The 14,122-nt window shown below is 66.7% G+C and carries 13 protein-coding genes; 9 read left to right on the top strand and 4 right to left on the bottom strand.

Going from position 1 to position 14,122, the window contains the following annotated elements; all coding sequences use genetic code 11:
- Positions 1-63: 63 nt before the first annotated feature.
- The 4 genes from D2T30_RS17650 to D2T30_RS17635 all read left to right on the top strand — a co-directional run bounded on the left by D2T30_RS17650 (position 64) and on the right by D2T30_RS17635 (position 4,476).
- Complete coding sequence (locus D2T30_RS17650; RefSeq protein ID WP_128209973.1) at positions 64-1,428, top strand: class I SAM-dependent methyltransferase; 1,365 nt, start codon at positions 64-66, stop codon at positions 1,426-1,428.
- Positions 1,429-1,486: 58 nt separating this feature from the next.
- On the top strand, positions 1,487-1,867 hold the full coding sequence (locus D2T30_RS17645) for a hypothetical protein (protein WP_128209972.1): 381 nt from the start codon (positions 1,487-1,489) through the stop codon (positions 1,865-1,867).
- Positions 1,868-1,891: 24 nt separating this feature from the next.
- Positions 1,892-3,367 (top strand): YncE family protein, encoded by a 1,476-nt coding sequence (locus D2T30_RS17640; protein WP_128209971.1) that lies wholly within the window; start codon positions 1,892-1,894, stop codon positions 3,365-3,367.
- 254 nt (positions 3,368-3,621) lie between these two features.
- Positions 3,622-4,476, top strand: a complete 855-nt coding sequence (locus D2T30_RS17635) for an aldo/keto reductase (protein ID WP_206612995.1) — start codon at positions 3,622-3,624, stop codon at positions 4,474-4,476.
- A 259-nt stretch (positions 4,477-4,735) separates the two neighbouring features.
- Here D2T30_RS17635 and D2T30_RS17630 read toward each other — a convergent pair whose 3' ends face one another.
- From D2T30_RS17630 to D2T30_RS17615, 4 genes are all read right to left on the bottom strand, one after another.
- The gene (locus tag D2T30_RS17630) at positions 4,736-5,278 is read right to left on the bottom strand and encodes a flavin reductase family protein (protein ID WP_128182919.1); all 543 of its coding nucleotides are present in this window, start codon (positions 5,276-5,278) and stop codon (positions 4,736-4,738) included.
- A 13-nt stretch (positions 5,279-5,291) separates the two neighbouring features.
- On the bottom strand, positions 5,292-6,338 hold the full coding sequence (locus tag D2T30_RS17625; protein ID WP_241651323.1) for a zinc-dependent alcohol dehydrogenase family protein: 1,047 nt from the start codon (positions 6,336-6,338) through the stop codon (positions 5,292-5,294).
- A 113-nt stretch (positions 6,339-6,451) separates the two neighbouring features.
- Positions 6,452-7,300, bottom strand: a complete 849-nt coding sequence (locus D2T30_RS17620) for a transglutaminase-like domain-containing protein (RefSeq protein WP_128209969.1) — start codon at positions 7,298-7,300, stop codon at positions 6,452-6,454.
- A gap of 213 nt (positions 7,301-7,513) precedes the next feature.
- Complete coding sequence (locus tag D2T30_RS17615; protein WP_128209968.1) at positions 7,514-8,167, bottom strand: TetR/AcrR family transcriptional regulator; 654 nt, start codon at positions 8,165-8,167, stop codon at positions 7,514-7,516.
- Positions 8,168-8,416: 249 nt separating this feature from the next.
- Between D2T30_RS17615 and D2T30_RS17610 the strand changes: the two genes are divergently transcribed.
- From D2T30_RS17610 to D2T30_RS17590, 5 genes are all read left to right on the top strand, one after another.
- On the top strand, positions 8,417-9,529 hold the full coding sequence (locus D2T30_RS17610) for a sugar ABC transporter substrate-binding protein (RefSeq protein WP_164884349.1): 1,113 nt from the start codon (positions 8,417-8,419) through the stop codon (positions 9,527-9,529).
- 99 nt (positions 9,530-9,628) lie between these two features.
- Positions 9,629-10,582, top strand: coding sequence for an ABC transporter permease (locus D2T30_RS17605; protein WP_241560731.1), 954 nt, complete (start codon positions 9,629-9,631; stop codon positions 10,580-10,582).
- Between the two features lie 7 nt (positions 10,583-10,589).
- On the top strand, positions 10,590-12,095 hold the full coding sequence (locus D2T30_RS17600; RefSeq protein ID WP_128209965.1) for a sugar ABC transporter ATP-binding protein: 1,506 nt from the start codon (positions 10,590-10,592) through the stop codon (positions 12,093-12,095).
- Between the two features lie 10 nt (positions 12,096-12,105).
- Positions 12,106-13,047 carry an ABC transporter permease gene (locus D2T30_RS17595; RefSeq protein WP_128182931.1) on the top strand — a complete coding sequence of 314 codons (942 nt, stop codon included), beginning with the start codon at positions 12,106-12,108 and terminating at the stop codon, positions 13,045-13,047.
- Positions 13,044-14,078, top strand: a complete 1,035-nt coding sequence (locus D2T30_RS17590; RefSeq protein WP_206612994.1) for a zinc-dependent alcohol dehydrogenase — start codon at positions 13,044-13,046, stop codon at positions 14,076-14,078. The genes D2T30_RS17595 and D2T30_RS17590 overlap by 4 nt, the downstream gene beginning before the upstream one ends.
- Positions 14,079-14,122 lie beyond the last annotated feature (44 nt).

Genomic DNA, 14,122 nt, shown 5'->3' with positions numbered 1-14,122 from the left:
CAGACTGCCGTCCGGCTTGTCCGGGCGGCATCGCCCACAGGGCGGTTCCGGGAGGAGGATGCGATGGATCAGGCGCGCGGCGCGGGTTACCTGACGGATGTCCGGTATCCGGCGCATTTCCACGCGGAGCAGGCGCCCTTGTGGCTGGCTGCGGTGCTGGCGGCGCTTGGCCGGGTTCCGCCGGGGACCACGTCGTGGTGCGAGGTGGGCTGCGGTCAGGGGTTTGGCGCGCTGGTGCTTGCGGCGGCGAATCCCTCGGTCCGGTTCACCGGCATCGACATCAACCCCGAGCATATCGAGATCGCCCGCCGCCGTGCCGATGCGGCCGGGCTTGAAAACGTGCGGTTCCTGTGCGCCGATGTCCGCGATCCGGATGCGGTCGAGGGATCGTTCAGCCATATCGTCACGCATGGCGTGCTGTCCTGGGTCGGCGATGACGTGCGCGAAGCCTTTGTCGCCTTCACCGCCCGCCATCTGGCGCCGGGCGGCATCGCGGCGGTGCAGTACATGTCCGAGCCGGGCGGCTCGGCCTTCCGCGCCTTCCATTCCGTCTTCCGCCAGCTTGCCGGCCGCCCCGATGCGGTGGCCGAGGGGCTGCGCCTGCTGACGGCGATGCGCGATGCGGGGGCGGGGTTCTTTCAGCTTTATCCGCATGCGGGGGCGTCGCTCGACGATCTGCTGACCCGGGACGCGGATTACATCGCGCATGAATACATGAACCCCGATTTCCGCCCGCTCGCCTTCCGCGAGGTGCAGGGCGCTTTCGCGCAGGCGGGGCTCGACTGGCTCGGCAGCGCCATGCCGGTCGAGAATGTCGACGCCCTGTCGCTGCCCGCCGAGGCCGCGCGGGTCATCGAAGAGATCCGCGACCCGGTCCTGCGCGAGACGATGAAGGACATGGCCCGCAATCAGGCGATGCGCTACGACCTGTTCGCCCATCCCGCGCCAGCGCCGGGCAATGCGGCACATATGGCGCTGTTGCGGCAGCCGGTCTGGGGGATGCTGCCCGGCGCGCCCTTCCTTGGCCCCGAGGCGGAAACGATCGTCTTCGACACGCGCATCGGCCCGGTCGAGGGGGATGCCCGCGTCTTCCGCCCGCTGTTGCAGCGGCTGGGCAAGGGGCCAGCGCGCTTTGCCGATCTGGAACAGGTGCCGCCCTTTGCCGGGCGTCCGGGCCTGTTGAACCAGGTGTTCCAGATGGCGCTTGGCGCGCGGTTCGCGCATCCGGTGCAGCCGGTGAGGGATCCCTTCGGGGCGGGGCGGCTGAACCGGCTGCTGCTGCAGGAGGCGCAGGCGGGGGCGCATGTGCCGGCGCTGTCGGCGCCCGCCCTTGGCTCGGGCTTCGAGGTCTCGGCCGAGGATCTGGCCGCGCTGTCCGCCGGGGGCGGGGCGCCGCATCTGCGCCTGATGTTCGTGCTGGACGCCTGAGCTTTCGCAAATCCGAGCCAGATCCCCGATCCAGCCATACATCTCATGGAGAAGAAGAATGGTGAAACTCTCGATGGTTTCATGGATCGTGATCGGCATGGCGACGGTCGCCCATGCGCAGACGGTGGAGGATATCTCGAACCGTGTCGCCGCCAGCGTGAGCCTGCGCGGAACCGTGGCCCAGTTCGACATCATCAGCCCCGATGGCTGGTCCTGCACCGGCAAATCCGAGGTCCCGTCCGGCAAGAGCGGCAACAAGGGCAGTCGCGGCGGATCCTCGGGTAGCAGCTATGCCGCCTCGAGCGCGGTGCGCCTGACCTGCAGCGACGGAACCCGCGCCAGCGCCCGTGTAACCCGCGACGCCACCCGCAGGGAATGGGACATCGCCTTCACCCACCGGCAGCACGGGCGCGCAACGCTGCGCGCCGTTGAAAACTGATTACCCACAGAAATGGAGTTTCCGATGCCCAAACATTCGCGCCTGGCGCTTCGCAACCTGCTGGGCGGCTCCGCGCTGCTTCTGGCGCTGGCTGCGGCCCCGGTTCTGGCCGATACGGTCTTCACCCCGACGGGCAACGGCTTCGCCGGTCAAGTCCGGGCGGCTTCGGCCCAGCAGGGCAGCCCGATCTATCCGGGCGGCAAGGCGACGATCGCCGGTCAGGGGCTGATCCCCGGCCAGCAGATCACCCTGATGCGGGGCGCAACCGTGCTGAACGCCGCCGGCCCGATCACCGTGGACGCCGATGGCAAGTTCAGCTTCGAGGTGGATGTGGACGAGGAAGCGGCCCCCGGCCTGCAGCCGGTCGTGGTGATCGCCGAAAAGCCCGCCGCGGCCTCGGTCATCGACCTCAAGGTTTCGCCGGATGTGCCGGTCTCGGGCACGGACAATTTCTCGGTGCTCAGCGAGAAGGTCACCCGCGGGCTCTATCAGGTCGCCTATTCGCCGGCCTCGAACGCGGTCTTCATCGCCTCGGCCGTCGGCCGCCCGCCGGTCAAGGAATCCGCCGTCACCCGGATCGACGCCGATACGCTGAAGATCACCGCGCAGGTCACCCCGCCCGAGGCACCCGCCCCGGTGCGCTCGGCCGAGGGCGGTCCGCAGGGCGGACCTCCGGCCGCCGGTCCCGCAGGCGGTCAGCCGGATGACGGGCGCCCCGCGCTCTTCGCCGTCTACGGCATCGGCGTCGACGACGCGAACGGCAATGTCTGGGTGACCAACAGCCGGCAGAACACCGTCGCGGTCTACAAGCAGTCCGACCTGTCGCTAGTCAAGCAGTTCGAGCCGGGCGCCGTGAACCATGCCCGCGACGTGCTGGTGGACGAGGCCAACGGCCGCGCCTATGCCAGCGCCACCCGCACCGGCAATATCGAGGTCTTCGATACCAAGACGCTCGAAAAGCTCGAACCGATCGTGATCCGCTCGGCGCAGCGCGGCGGCGAATTCTCGGCGATGGCGCTGGATGTCGATCCGAAGGACGGGCGGCTGGTCACCGTGTCGATGTCGACGAACGAGGCGGCGCTGGTCGATCTCGCTTCGGGCGAGGTCAAGGTGTTCCCGCTGCCGGGCGCCAAGGGGGCCTCGGGCGTGGCTTACGATCCGCAGGACGGGCTGATCTTCGTCGTCTCGCAGCAGACGGACAACCTGCTGATCGTCAAAGCCGACAGCGGCGAGGTGCTGCATGACGTCAAGACCGGGGCGCAGCCGCTCAACGTCGCGTTCGAGCCGGTGAGCCGTCTGGCCTATGTGGCGAACCGGGGCTCGGGCACGATCACGGTGGTGGATACCGCGGGCAAGATCGTGGCGAACCTCGATGCGGGCAACCTGCCGAACCAGCTGCGTGCCGACGGCAAGGGCAATGTCTGGGCGGTGAACAAGTCGCGGGGCGAGGATGATCCCGATGGCGACCGCGTGTGGAAGATCACGCCCGTCGCGCACTGACGTCCTCCATCTGACCTGCCGCGGGCCGTAGCGCCCGCAGAGGCCGCCCCGGAATCCGGGGCGGCTTTCGTTTGGGCGGGATGAGCGGAAAGCAGCCGGACGAACGGGTCATTCCCCGCGAGATAGTGGTCATGCCCCCCGATCGGGGTGATGCTTGGCGCGGGATCGCGGATCCGGTGCCGGATCGTATGCGTTGAAGGAAAAGGTATCCGCGCGCCGCGCGGCGACCTTTCCGTCAGGCAAGGGAGATGACAATGAACACGATCGATGCGAGCCTTTCGGGGCAGTTCCGGATCGGCGGGATCACGATCAACCGCCTCGGCTATGGGGCGATGCGGATCACCGGACCCGGCATCTGGGGACCGCCCGCCGACCGCAAGGCGGCGCTGGCCACCCTGCGCCGGCTGCCGGAACTGGGCGTCGATTTCATTGACACCGCCGACAGCTACGGCCCCGACGTGTCCGAGGAACTGATCCGCGAGGCGCTCCATCCCTACGACGGGCTGCTGATCGCCACCAAGGGCGGCCTGACGCGCGAAGGCCCGGATCTCTGGACCCCGAATGGCCGCCCCGAATATCTGATCGAACGGGCCAAGGGCAGCCTGCGCAAGCTGGGCGTCGACCGGATCGACCTGTGGCAGCTGCACCGCATCGACCCCAAGGTCCCCCGCGACGAACAGTTCGGCGCGATCCGGCACCTGCTGGACGAAGAGATCATCGCCAATGCCGGGCTGAGCGAGGTCTCGGTCGCCGAGATCGAGGCGGCGGGCAAGGTCTTCCCGGTGGCAACCGTGCAGAACCGCTACAACCTCATCGATCGCAGCAGCGAGGCGGTGCTGGCCCATTGCACATCGCACGGCATCGGCTTCATCCCGTGGTTCCCGCTGGCGGCGGGGGAACTCGCTCGTCCCGGCGCGGTGGTGGACCGCATCGCCAAGGCGCGCGGCGCGACGGGCGGGCAGGTGGCGCTCGCATGGCTCCTGCAGCGTAGCCCGGTCATCCTGCCCATCCCCGGCACGGCCAGCGTTGTCCATCTGGAGGAAAACGTCGCCGCGGCGGGGCTGTCTCTGGCGCCCGAGGAGGTGGCCGCCCTCGACGCCGCGGTCTAGTCGGGACCGGGTCCCACGCCCTTCTTGCCTTTCATTCTTCCATAAATATCCCGGGGGTGAGCCCGGCACGGGCGAGGGGGCTGGCCCCCTTTCTCCTTCACCGATTGCTCTTGCAGGAGTCAATTTCAAGACGGAGTTACGGTGGCAAGGTCAGAAGAAAGGGGGCCAGCCCCCTCTTTGCGCTGACGCGCAAATTCACCCCCGGGATATTTATGGAAGAATGAAGGACAAGAAGGGCGCGCCCATGGAACGGGCTGGCTCAGACGCCGTCGGGGAGTTTCGAGCGCATCGCCTCGCGCCGGTCGAGCTTTTCGCCGTCCACGATGAAGGTGCCGTCGCCCACCGCATGCAGCATCCGTTTTTCCTTGCGCGCGGGGTCGATCCAGGCGGCGAGCCCTTCCAGCACGACGATGCCGTGCCTTTCCACGATGTCGATCACCCGGCATTCGATATTCGCAAGGCATTGGCCGATCAGCGGCACGCCGACATGATGGGCGGCGACGCGGGTCAGGCCGAATTTCGGGAACTTGTCCGTATCCGCGCCGGAACAGGTGCCGATCCCGATCACCGTGTCGATCATGTCCACCGTCGGGATGGCGATCACGCATTCGCGCCGGTCGCACAGCGCGGCCCAGGAATGGTTCCACGGGCCGGTGGTGATGGCGAAGGTCGGGGAGAAATCCATCACCATGGTCCATGTGATGGTCATCACGTTGTCCTTGTGACCGTCGTTCGTGACGACAAGGGTGACCGGCCCCGGCTCGATCAGCGTGAAGGCCCGGCTCAGCGGCAGCGTTTCCATGGTGTCCTCCCTCTCAGGGGATCAGCACCGCGGCGCCCTGAAAGCGGCCGTGGCGCAGATCGTCGAGCGCCTCATTCGCGCGGGCGAGCGGATAGGTGATCGTGTCGGCCCGGATCCCGGCCTTCGGCGCGAGGGCAAGGAATTCGACCGCATCCGCGCGGGTGAGATTGGCGACCGAGACGATCTGCCGTTCCTCCCACAGAATGCTGTAGGGGAAAGTGGGGATATCACTCATATGGATGCCGCCGCAGACGACCCGGCCGCCTTTGTGCACCGCCTTCAGCGCCAGTGGCACCAGCGGGCCGACCGGGGCGAAAATGATCGCGGCGTCCAGAAGCTCGGGCGGGGCGTCCTCGGAGGCGCCGGCCCAGACCGCGCCCAGATGGCGGGCGTGGTCCTGCGCGGCGGTATCGCCCGCGCGGGTGAAGGCATAGACCTCGCGCCCCTGCCAGCGCAGGAGCTGCGCCAGCAGATGCGCCGCCGCGCCAAAGCCGTAAAGCCCGATCCGCTTGCCGTCGCCCGCCATCCTCAGCGAGCGCCAGCCGATCAGCCCCGCGCACATCAGCGGCGCCGCCTCGACCGGATCGTCGAAACCGTCGAGCGGGAAGGCATAGCTCGCATCCGCGACGACATGGGTGGCGAAGCCGCCATCGCGGGTGAAGCCGGTGAATTCGGGATGGTCGCAGAGGTTCTCGTGCCCGGCCTCGCAATAGGGGCAATGGCCGCAGGTATGGCCGAGCCACGGGATACCGACGCGCGCGCCGATCCTGTGGCCGGTGACGCCGGGGCCGATGGCCTCGATGCGGCCGACGATCTCATGCCCCGGCACGATCGGATAGGTGCCGTCCGGCAGTTGCCCGTCGACCACGTGCAGGTCGGTGCGGCAGACGGCGCAGGCCTCGACCCTGACGCGGATCTCGCCGGGGCCGGGGGTGGGCAGGGGGCGTTCCTCCTGCACCAGCGGCGTGTGGATCCGGTGCAGGACCATGGCCACCATTGACGTGGCGGGAGCCAGGGCGGGGGCCGCGGCCGGAATGTTCTGTTGTGGTGCTGTCGTCATTTGCCCCTCCATTGTCTGGTGTAACGGGCATCGCGGTCATTGTGCCACTGTCGGCATCGGGTGCCAATATGCCGTGGGGCCGGCCGGCTGCGGCATGGATGCGCAGGAGGGGGTCAGGAGGGGACCGCGCCGTGGTATCTGGTCAGGGCGGCGTTGTCCTGCTCCTCCTCCGTCCAGACGCGGAACCTGGTCAGCATATGCGGCCCGAAGCTCTGGATCAGGGGAATGTCCGTCGCGTCCCGCCCGCGGGCGACGACGATGCGGCCGATGCGGGGCTGGTTGTGGCGCGCGTCCAGCGTGATCCAGCGCCCGCCCAGCCAGACCTCGCACCAGGCGTTGAAATCCATCGGTGCGGGATCCGGCGGCACGCCGATATCGCCCAGATATCCGTTCACATAGCGCGCCGGGATGTTCATGCAGCGGCAGAGCGTGATCGCCAGATGGGCGAAATCGCGGCACACACCGATCCGTTCGTCATAGGCTTCGGCGGCGGTGCGGGTGGCGCGGGCATATTGATAGCCGAAGGTCAGCCGCTGATCGACATGATCGAAGATCGCCCGCACCCGCGCCCATCCGGGCGGCAGATGCCCGAAAAGGCCCCATGCCCGGTCCATCATCAGATCGGTCTCGCAATAGCGGCTGGCCAGCAGATAGGCCATCACCTCGTCCGGCAGGTCGGGCACCGGCGCCTCGGTCACCATGCTGTCCCAGGGATCGGGCTGGCCGTCATCCTCGATCAGGCTGTCGCGATAGAGCGTCACCTCGCCCGGCTGGGCGGTGAAGCGCAGGCAGGAATTGCCATAGGCGTCAAGATAATAGTGGACCGGCAGCTCGGGCGAGATCTTCAGCCCCGACGAGGCGATGATCCTGTCCGCCGAATCCGGGTGGACATCCAGAAGGGCGATGATCTCCGTCGGCTGGTTGCAGGAAATTCCGATTTCATAGCCCAGTCGAATGAACATCACACCTCTCCACGACACAATGGGGAGACAACACCTCCCGGGGTCGAAGGTTCCCCTCAAAGGACCGATTTCCGTGGGAACAGCCTGTAGGAGCGCGGCTCACCCCATGCGGGACCGTCTTCCCATCGTGTTTCCATAAATATCCCGGGGGTGAGGCGCTTGCGCCGAGGGGGCAGGCCCCCTTGCACGCTCTCCACCCAAGCCTGACGATTCTCAGGCGCGGACCAGACGCAGGATCGTGTCGATGTTGAACGCCAGCCGTTCGTCCAGCGCCGCCTTGTCCATCAGGTCGCGCTCAAAGATGATCGAGCCGGTGTAGCGATTCGTCAGGTAGTAGAAACCGATGGCCGCGATGGTCAGGTTCAGGTGGACCGGATCCACTCCGGGACGGAAAACCCCCTGCGCGACGCCCCGGTCGAGGATGTCCGACACCATCTCGACCAGCTTGCGGCTGAAGATCGAGACGAGCTTCGATTTCCGCAGGTGCTGCCCGCGGTGGAGGTTTTCGCTGTTCACCAGCCGGATGAACTCGGGGTGCTTGAGATAGTATTCCCAGGTGAACCGGACCAGCCGTTCCATTGCCTCGACGGGGTCCAGCTCATGCAGGCGCAGCTTCTGTTCGGCCTGACGGATATCCAGATAGGCGTTTTCCAGAACGATCTGGAAAAGCTCCTCCTTGCTGCCGAAGTAGTGATACAGCATCCGTTTGTTCGCCTTGGCTTTTTCCGCGATCGTATCGACCCGCGCGCCGGCCAGCCCGTAGCGGGCGAATTCGTTCAGCGCGGCTTTCAGGATGCGGGCCTTGGTCGCTTCGGCGTCTCTCGTGCGGGGGGCCAGGGCGGGTTCGGATGGGGTGTCTTTCGTCACGTATTGACCCTGTCTGGCTGAAAAAGGCGGCGCCTGACGGCAGGCAGGGCTTCATAGTGTCAAAATAGAGGCCCGACCGCAATCCGCCATACGCGCTGCCGGGGCATCAAAGAACACTTGACTTCGGCATTGTCCGGGAAGTAACCAGATAGTGCGTTATCCGCGATGGGGCCGGTCACGCCGCAAGAGGTTTGAGGAGACCTGCGGCACTCCGCGTTCCGGCCCGTCGCCAGTCAGGGGAGGATCACCATGTCGACGTTCATTCGGACTCTCATTGAGCAGGAGGTGCTGCACCGGCGCCGGTTCCTGCTGGCCGGGGCCGCGGGGCTGGGGGCGATGACCGTCCCCGGCGTTTTCGGCAAGGGGCGGGCCATGGCCGCCACCAATGACCCGGCGCTTGCGTGGAGCTACCGCGACCGCGCCACGGCCTACTGGAACTCGGTCGTCTCGGGCGGCGAGGCTTTCGCCGAATCGCTCGGCAAGCCGAAATCGGCGCTGGTCAACCTGATCAACGAGGGCTCCTCGGAGAAGTCGCTTTCGGATCTGAAATCGTTCCTTGCGAAGACCGGCGGCAACTGCGCCATCGCCTGCGACGCGAACGACAGCCCGAACGCGCGCCCGGTGGTCGAGGCGGTCAAGGCCGCCAACGCCTATGTATCGACCATGTGGAACAAGACCGACGACCTGCATCCGTGGGACTTCGGCGACAACTACGTCTGCCACATGACCTGGTCCGACGTGAAGCCGGCCGAGGACACCGCGCGCATCCTGTTCGAGGCGATGGGCGGCAAGGGCGGCGTCGTGCATCTGGGCGGCATCGCGGCGAACAACCCGGCGATCGAGCGGTTGCAGGGGCTGAAGAACGCGCTGGCGGATTTCCCGGACATCGAGCTGCTGGACGCGCAGCCCGCCGACTGGGACACGACCAAGGCCGCGGCGCTGATGTCGTCCTATCTGACGCGCTACGGCGACCGGATCACGGGCGTGCATTGCGCCTCGGACCAGATGGCCTATGGCGTGATCGAGGCGCTGCTGGCCGAGGGCATCGACGACATGCCGATCGTGTCCTACGACGGCAACCCCGAGGCGGTGAAGCTGGTGCAGGACGGCAAGCTTCTGGCGACGGTCTACACCAACCCCTACTGGGGCGGCGGCATCCTGACCTCGCTTGCCTATCACGCGGCGATCGGCACGTTCAAACCGTCCGAGGAACCGAACGAGCACCGCGAGTTCTACGGGCCGACGGTTCTCATCACGCAGGAAGACGCGGCGGAGTTCTCGGCCAAATATATCGACGCCGTTCCGGACTATGACTGGAACGACTTCTGGGGCCCGACGAACGGCCAGATCCAATACAACTGATCCATGATGGCAAGGGGCCGTTCCGGCGGCCCCGCGACACAGCCAAAGCCGTGGACGCGGCTGCAAGCGGTGAGGAGGAGACCCGCGGTGGGGGGCATATTGTCTCGTGAGAATATCATCAGATGGGCGGCGCTGCTGGTCCTGCTGGCCTTGATCGCGCTGTTCACGGCGCTGAATCCGGCGTTCCTGTCACAGCGCAATCTGGCGCGGATCGCCATCGCGGCGGCTCCGGCGATGATGGTGGCGCTTGGGGTCACTTTCGTCATCGTCATGGGCTCCATCGACCTGTCGATGGAAGGGGCGGTGTCGCTGGCGGCGGTGCTGTTCTGTCTGCTGTTCGTGAAACTGGGCGGTGCGCTGCTCCCTTGGGGTTGGCTTGCGGTGCCGGTGATCGTGCTGTTCGGCGCATTCTACGGGATGCTGACCGGGCTCGTGCACGTCCGACTGAAGATCCCCTCCTTCATGGCGAGCCTCGCCATGGGCTTCGTCGGCACCGGCGCCGCGGTGATGATCACCGGGGGCGAGATCGTGCGCATCGGCGACAGCACCTTCCGCATGCTGCTGACGTGGCGCATCCTCGGCTATCCGCTGATGGTCTATGTGGCGATCGCCTGCATCTTCGTCGCGCTGTTCATCCAGAAGCACACGGTCCTCGGCCGCAACTTCTACGCCATCGGCGGCGGCGAGGAACTGGCCCATGCCTCTGGCGTGAACGTGCGGGCGGTGCGGATCGCGGGCTTCGCGCTGGCGGGGGCCTTCTACGCCATCGGCGCGATCTTTCAGGTGGCCAAGCTCGGTCAGGCCGAGGCGGCGACGGGGGCCAATTTCATGTTCGTCTCGATCACCTCGGTCGTGGTCGGGGGCGTGGCGCTCTGGGGTGGCGTCGGCGGTGTGTGGAACGCGGTCGTCGGCGTGCTGATCGTCAATGTCATCGCCAACGGCATGGTGGTCATCGGCCTGCCCAATTTCCTTCAGGACGGTGTGCTGGGGGTTCTGGTGATCCTCGCCGTCGTGCTGGCTACGGACCGCCGTGCGGTCGCCTTCGTGAAGTGAGGTCGCCATGTATGAACTCAGGGCGGTAGAGAAGAAATTCCCCGGCGTGCATGCGCTGAAATCGGTCGATTTCAAGATCGCGCGGGGCGAGATCGTCGGGCTTGTCGGGGAAAACGGCGCGGGCAAGTCGACTCTGATGAAGGTGATCTACGGCGCCTATCAGCCGGACGGCGGCCAGATCCTGATCGACGGCAAGGCGGTGCGCTTCGCCAATCCGCGTCAGGCGATGGAAAAGGGCATCGGGATGGTGTTTCAGGAACAGTCCCTGATCCCGAACCTGACGGTGATGGAGAACATCTTCCTTGGCTATCAGGAACAGTTCACCCGGCTCGGCGTGATCGACTGGAAGGCGATGGCCGCGGCGGCGCGCAAGCAACTGGCCAAGGTCAAGCTGGACATCGACCCGCGGATGGTGACCTCGGCCCTGTCCTTCGCGCAGCGCCAGCTGGTGGAACTCGCCAAGGTGCTGACGCTGGAGGAACGGGTCGAGGGCGATCTGGTGATCCTGCTCGACGAACCCACCTCGGTGCTGAACAAGGAAGAGGTGGCGCTGCTGTTCAAGCTGGTGCGGGAACTGACCAGCCGGGCGTCCTTCATCTTCGTCAGCCACCGGATGGACGAGGTGATGGACCTGTCCGACCGGATCTATGTGATGAAGGACGGTCAGGTGATGGACGTTCTGGCGCGGGGTCAGGCCGAGGCGCCGGAAATCCAGCGCAAGATGGTCGGCCGCGACATCGACCGCGAATATTACCGCGAACAGAAGCAGGTGCCCTATGACGCGGACAAGGTGCTGCTGGAACTCTCGGGCGTCGGGATATCGGGGCGGATCGAGGACATCTCGCTGAAGCTCCACGCGGGCGAGGTGCTGTGCCTTGTCGGCACCGAGGGCTCGGGCCGCGAGGCGATCCTGCGCACGATCTTCGGCATGGTTCAGCCCGCCGAGGGCGAGGTGAGGATCGACGGCGCGGTGCAGCCGCGCCTGACACCCGGATCGGCGGTCGCCAGGGGCGTCGGCTACGTCCCGCGCGAGCGCAAGATCGAGGGCATCGTGTCCGGCATGAACGTCTACGAGAACATGACGCTCTCGCAGCTTGGCCGGTATTCCTCGTGGGGCGTGCTGGCGGTCGGCCGGGAAAAGGCGCTGGCGCGCGACTGGATCGCGAAACTCAAGATCAAGGCGCATTCCGAATATGCCGATTGCGGCAACCTGTCGGGCGGCAACCAGCAAAAGGTCGTGCTGGCGAAATGGCGCTCCGGCGGGTCGCGGATCGTGCTGCTGGACCATCCGACGCGGGGCCTTGATATCGGCGCCAAGGAAGATGTCTACGACATGATCCGCGAGATGAGCGCCGATGGCGTGGGCGTGGTCCTCGTGGCCGATACGCTCGAAGAGGCGATCGGCCTGTCGCATACGATCGTCGTCCTCAAGGACGGGGCGATCCAGCATGTCTTCGATTGCCGTCCGGGGGCGAAGCCGTCGCTCTTCGACCTGCTCCACCACATGATCTGAGGGGTTTGACATGAACTTGCAGCAAATCAGACAGTACATGCCCTGGATCGCGCTGGTCGTGCTGGTCGCGCTGGTCGGCATCGCCAATCCGGGCTTCCTGCGTCCGGCGAACCTGCTGGGGCTGGCGGGCGATATCGTGCCGCTGTTCATCATGGCGCTTGGCCTGACCTTCGCGATCTACATTGGCGGCATCGATCTGTCGGTGCAGTCGATGGCGAACATGATCACGGTCGTCGCCTCGGTCTATCTGGCGTCTCTGGGCGGCTGGGTGGCGGTGCTCTGCGTGGGGGCGGGATTCGCGCTCGGCATGTTGTCGGGCTTCGTCACGACACGGCTGTTCGTGCCGTCCTTCATCTCGACGCTGGCGGTGGGGGGCATCTGCTTTTCCATCGCGCAATGGCTGTCGGGCAACCGCGCGCTGAACATGGATGCCGAGCAAAGGAACGCCGTCTTCGGCTGGATGATCGGGCGCACGGGGATCATCCCGAACGAGCTGTTCATCGCGGGCGCCCTGCTGGCCATCTGCCTGTTCATCGAGCGGCGCACCACGCTTGGCCGCGCGTTCAAGGCGGTGGGGGCGGGCGAGTTGGCGGCCCGCGCCTCGGGGATCAATGTGGCGCGCTACAAGATCCTCGCCTTCGCCATCTCGGGGGCGCTGGCGGCGATCGCGGGGCTGATGTTCTCGGTCAAGCTGTCGGGCGGCGCGCCGACCATCGCGAACGGTTTCCTGCTGCCCGCCATCGTCGCGGTGCTGGTCGGCGGCACGCCCTTGACGGGCGGGGTGGGCGGCGTGCTCAACACCATGATCGGCACGCTGATCGTGGCGGTGATCCGGGCCTCGATGCTCTATTTCGGGATCGAGGCGACGCAGCAGCAGATGCTGTTCGGGCTGGTGCTGATCGTGGCGATCGCGACGACGATCGACCGATCGAAGCTGAGGACGGTGAAATGACGCAGACGATGCAAGCCGCCGTCCTGACCGCGCCGCACCGGTTCGATCTGCGCGAGGTGCCGCGCCCCGCGCCCGGCCGCGACGAGGTGCTGATCCGCGTCACCCGCACCGGCGTCTGCGGCACCGATGTCCACATGTTCCACGGCCATTACGCCGCCGACCGGCTGCCGATCATCCCGGGCCACGAATTCTGCGGCACGGTGGCGGAAACGGGGGCCGATGTGCGGCATCTGGCCGAAGGGCAGATGGTCGTCGCCGACATCAACGTGGGCTGCGGCACCTGCTACTGGTGCCGCCGGAACGAGGTGCTGAACTGCCCCGACATGGCGCAGATCGGCATTACCCGCGACGGGGCCTTTGCCGAATATGTCGTGGTGCCCGCGCGTCTGGTGATCCCCGCGCCCGAGGGCGTGGCGCCCGAGATCCTTGCCCTTACGGAACCCGTCTCCTGCGTGGTGCGGGCGGCGCGCAAGGCGGGGGCGGGCTTTGCGCAATCGGTCGTGGTGCTGGGCGCGGGGCCGGTGGGCAATCTGCATGTGCAGATGATGCGCCTGATCGGCGCGGCGCCGGTGATCGTGGCCGACCTCTCGCCCGAGCGGTGCGAGATGGCGCTGGCCGCGGGGGCTGACATCGCCGTCAGCGACCCCGCGCAACTGCAGACCCGAGCGCGCGCGGCGACGGGCGGGCGCGGCGCCGATCTGGTGATCGAAAGCGTCGGCAGCCCGCGCCTTTACGCCACCGCCTTCGAGCTGATCCGCAAGGGCGGCCATGTCGCCTTCTTCGGCCTCAGCGGCCCCGAGGCGACGGTGGACGTGCCGATCCTGCGCACCATCCTTGAGGAAAACAGCCTCAAGGGATCGGTCGCGGGGATGGGCGAGGACATGCACGACGCGCTGACCCTGCTCGCCCATGGCCGCTTCCGCACCGAGGCCTTCGTCGGCGCAAGCTACCCGCTGGCCGACATCCAGACCGCTTTCGAGACGCTGGCCGAGCGGCCCGCGGATCTCAAGACCCAGATCGTCCTGGCCTGAGGGCCGGGATCACGCCAAATGACCGGCTCTGCCGGAGAGGAGGA

The sequence above is a fragment of the Paenirhodobacter populi genome (assembly GCF_004022215.1).
GTDB lineage: Bacteria > Pseudomonadota > Alphaproteobacteria > Rhodobacterales > Rhodobacteraceae > Rhodobacter > Rhodobacter populi.
This window is presented reverse-complemented; position numbering and strand designations above follow the sequence as displayed.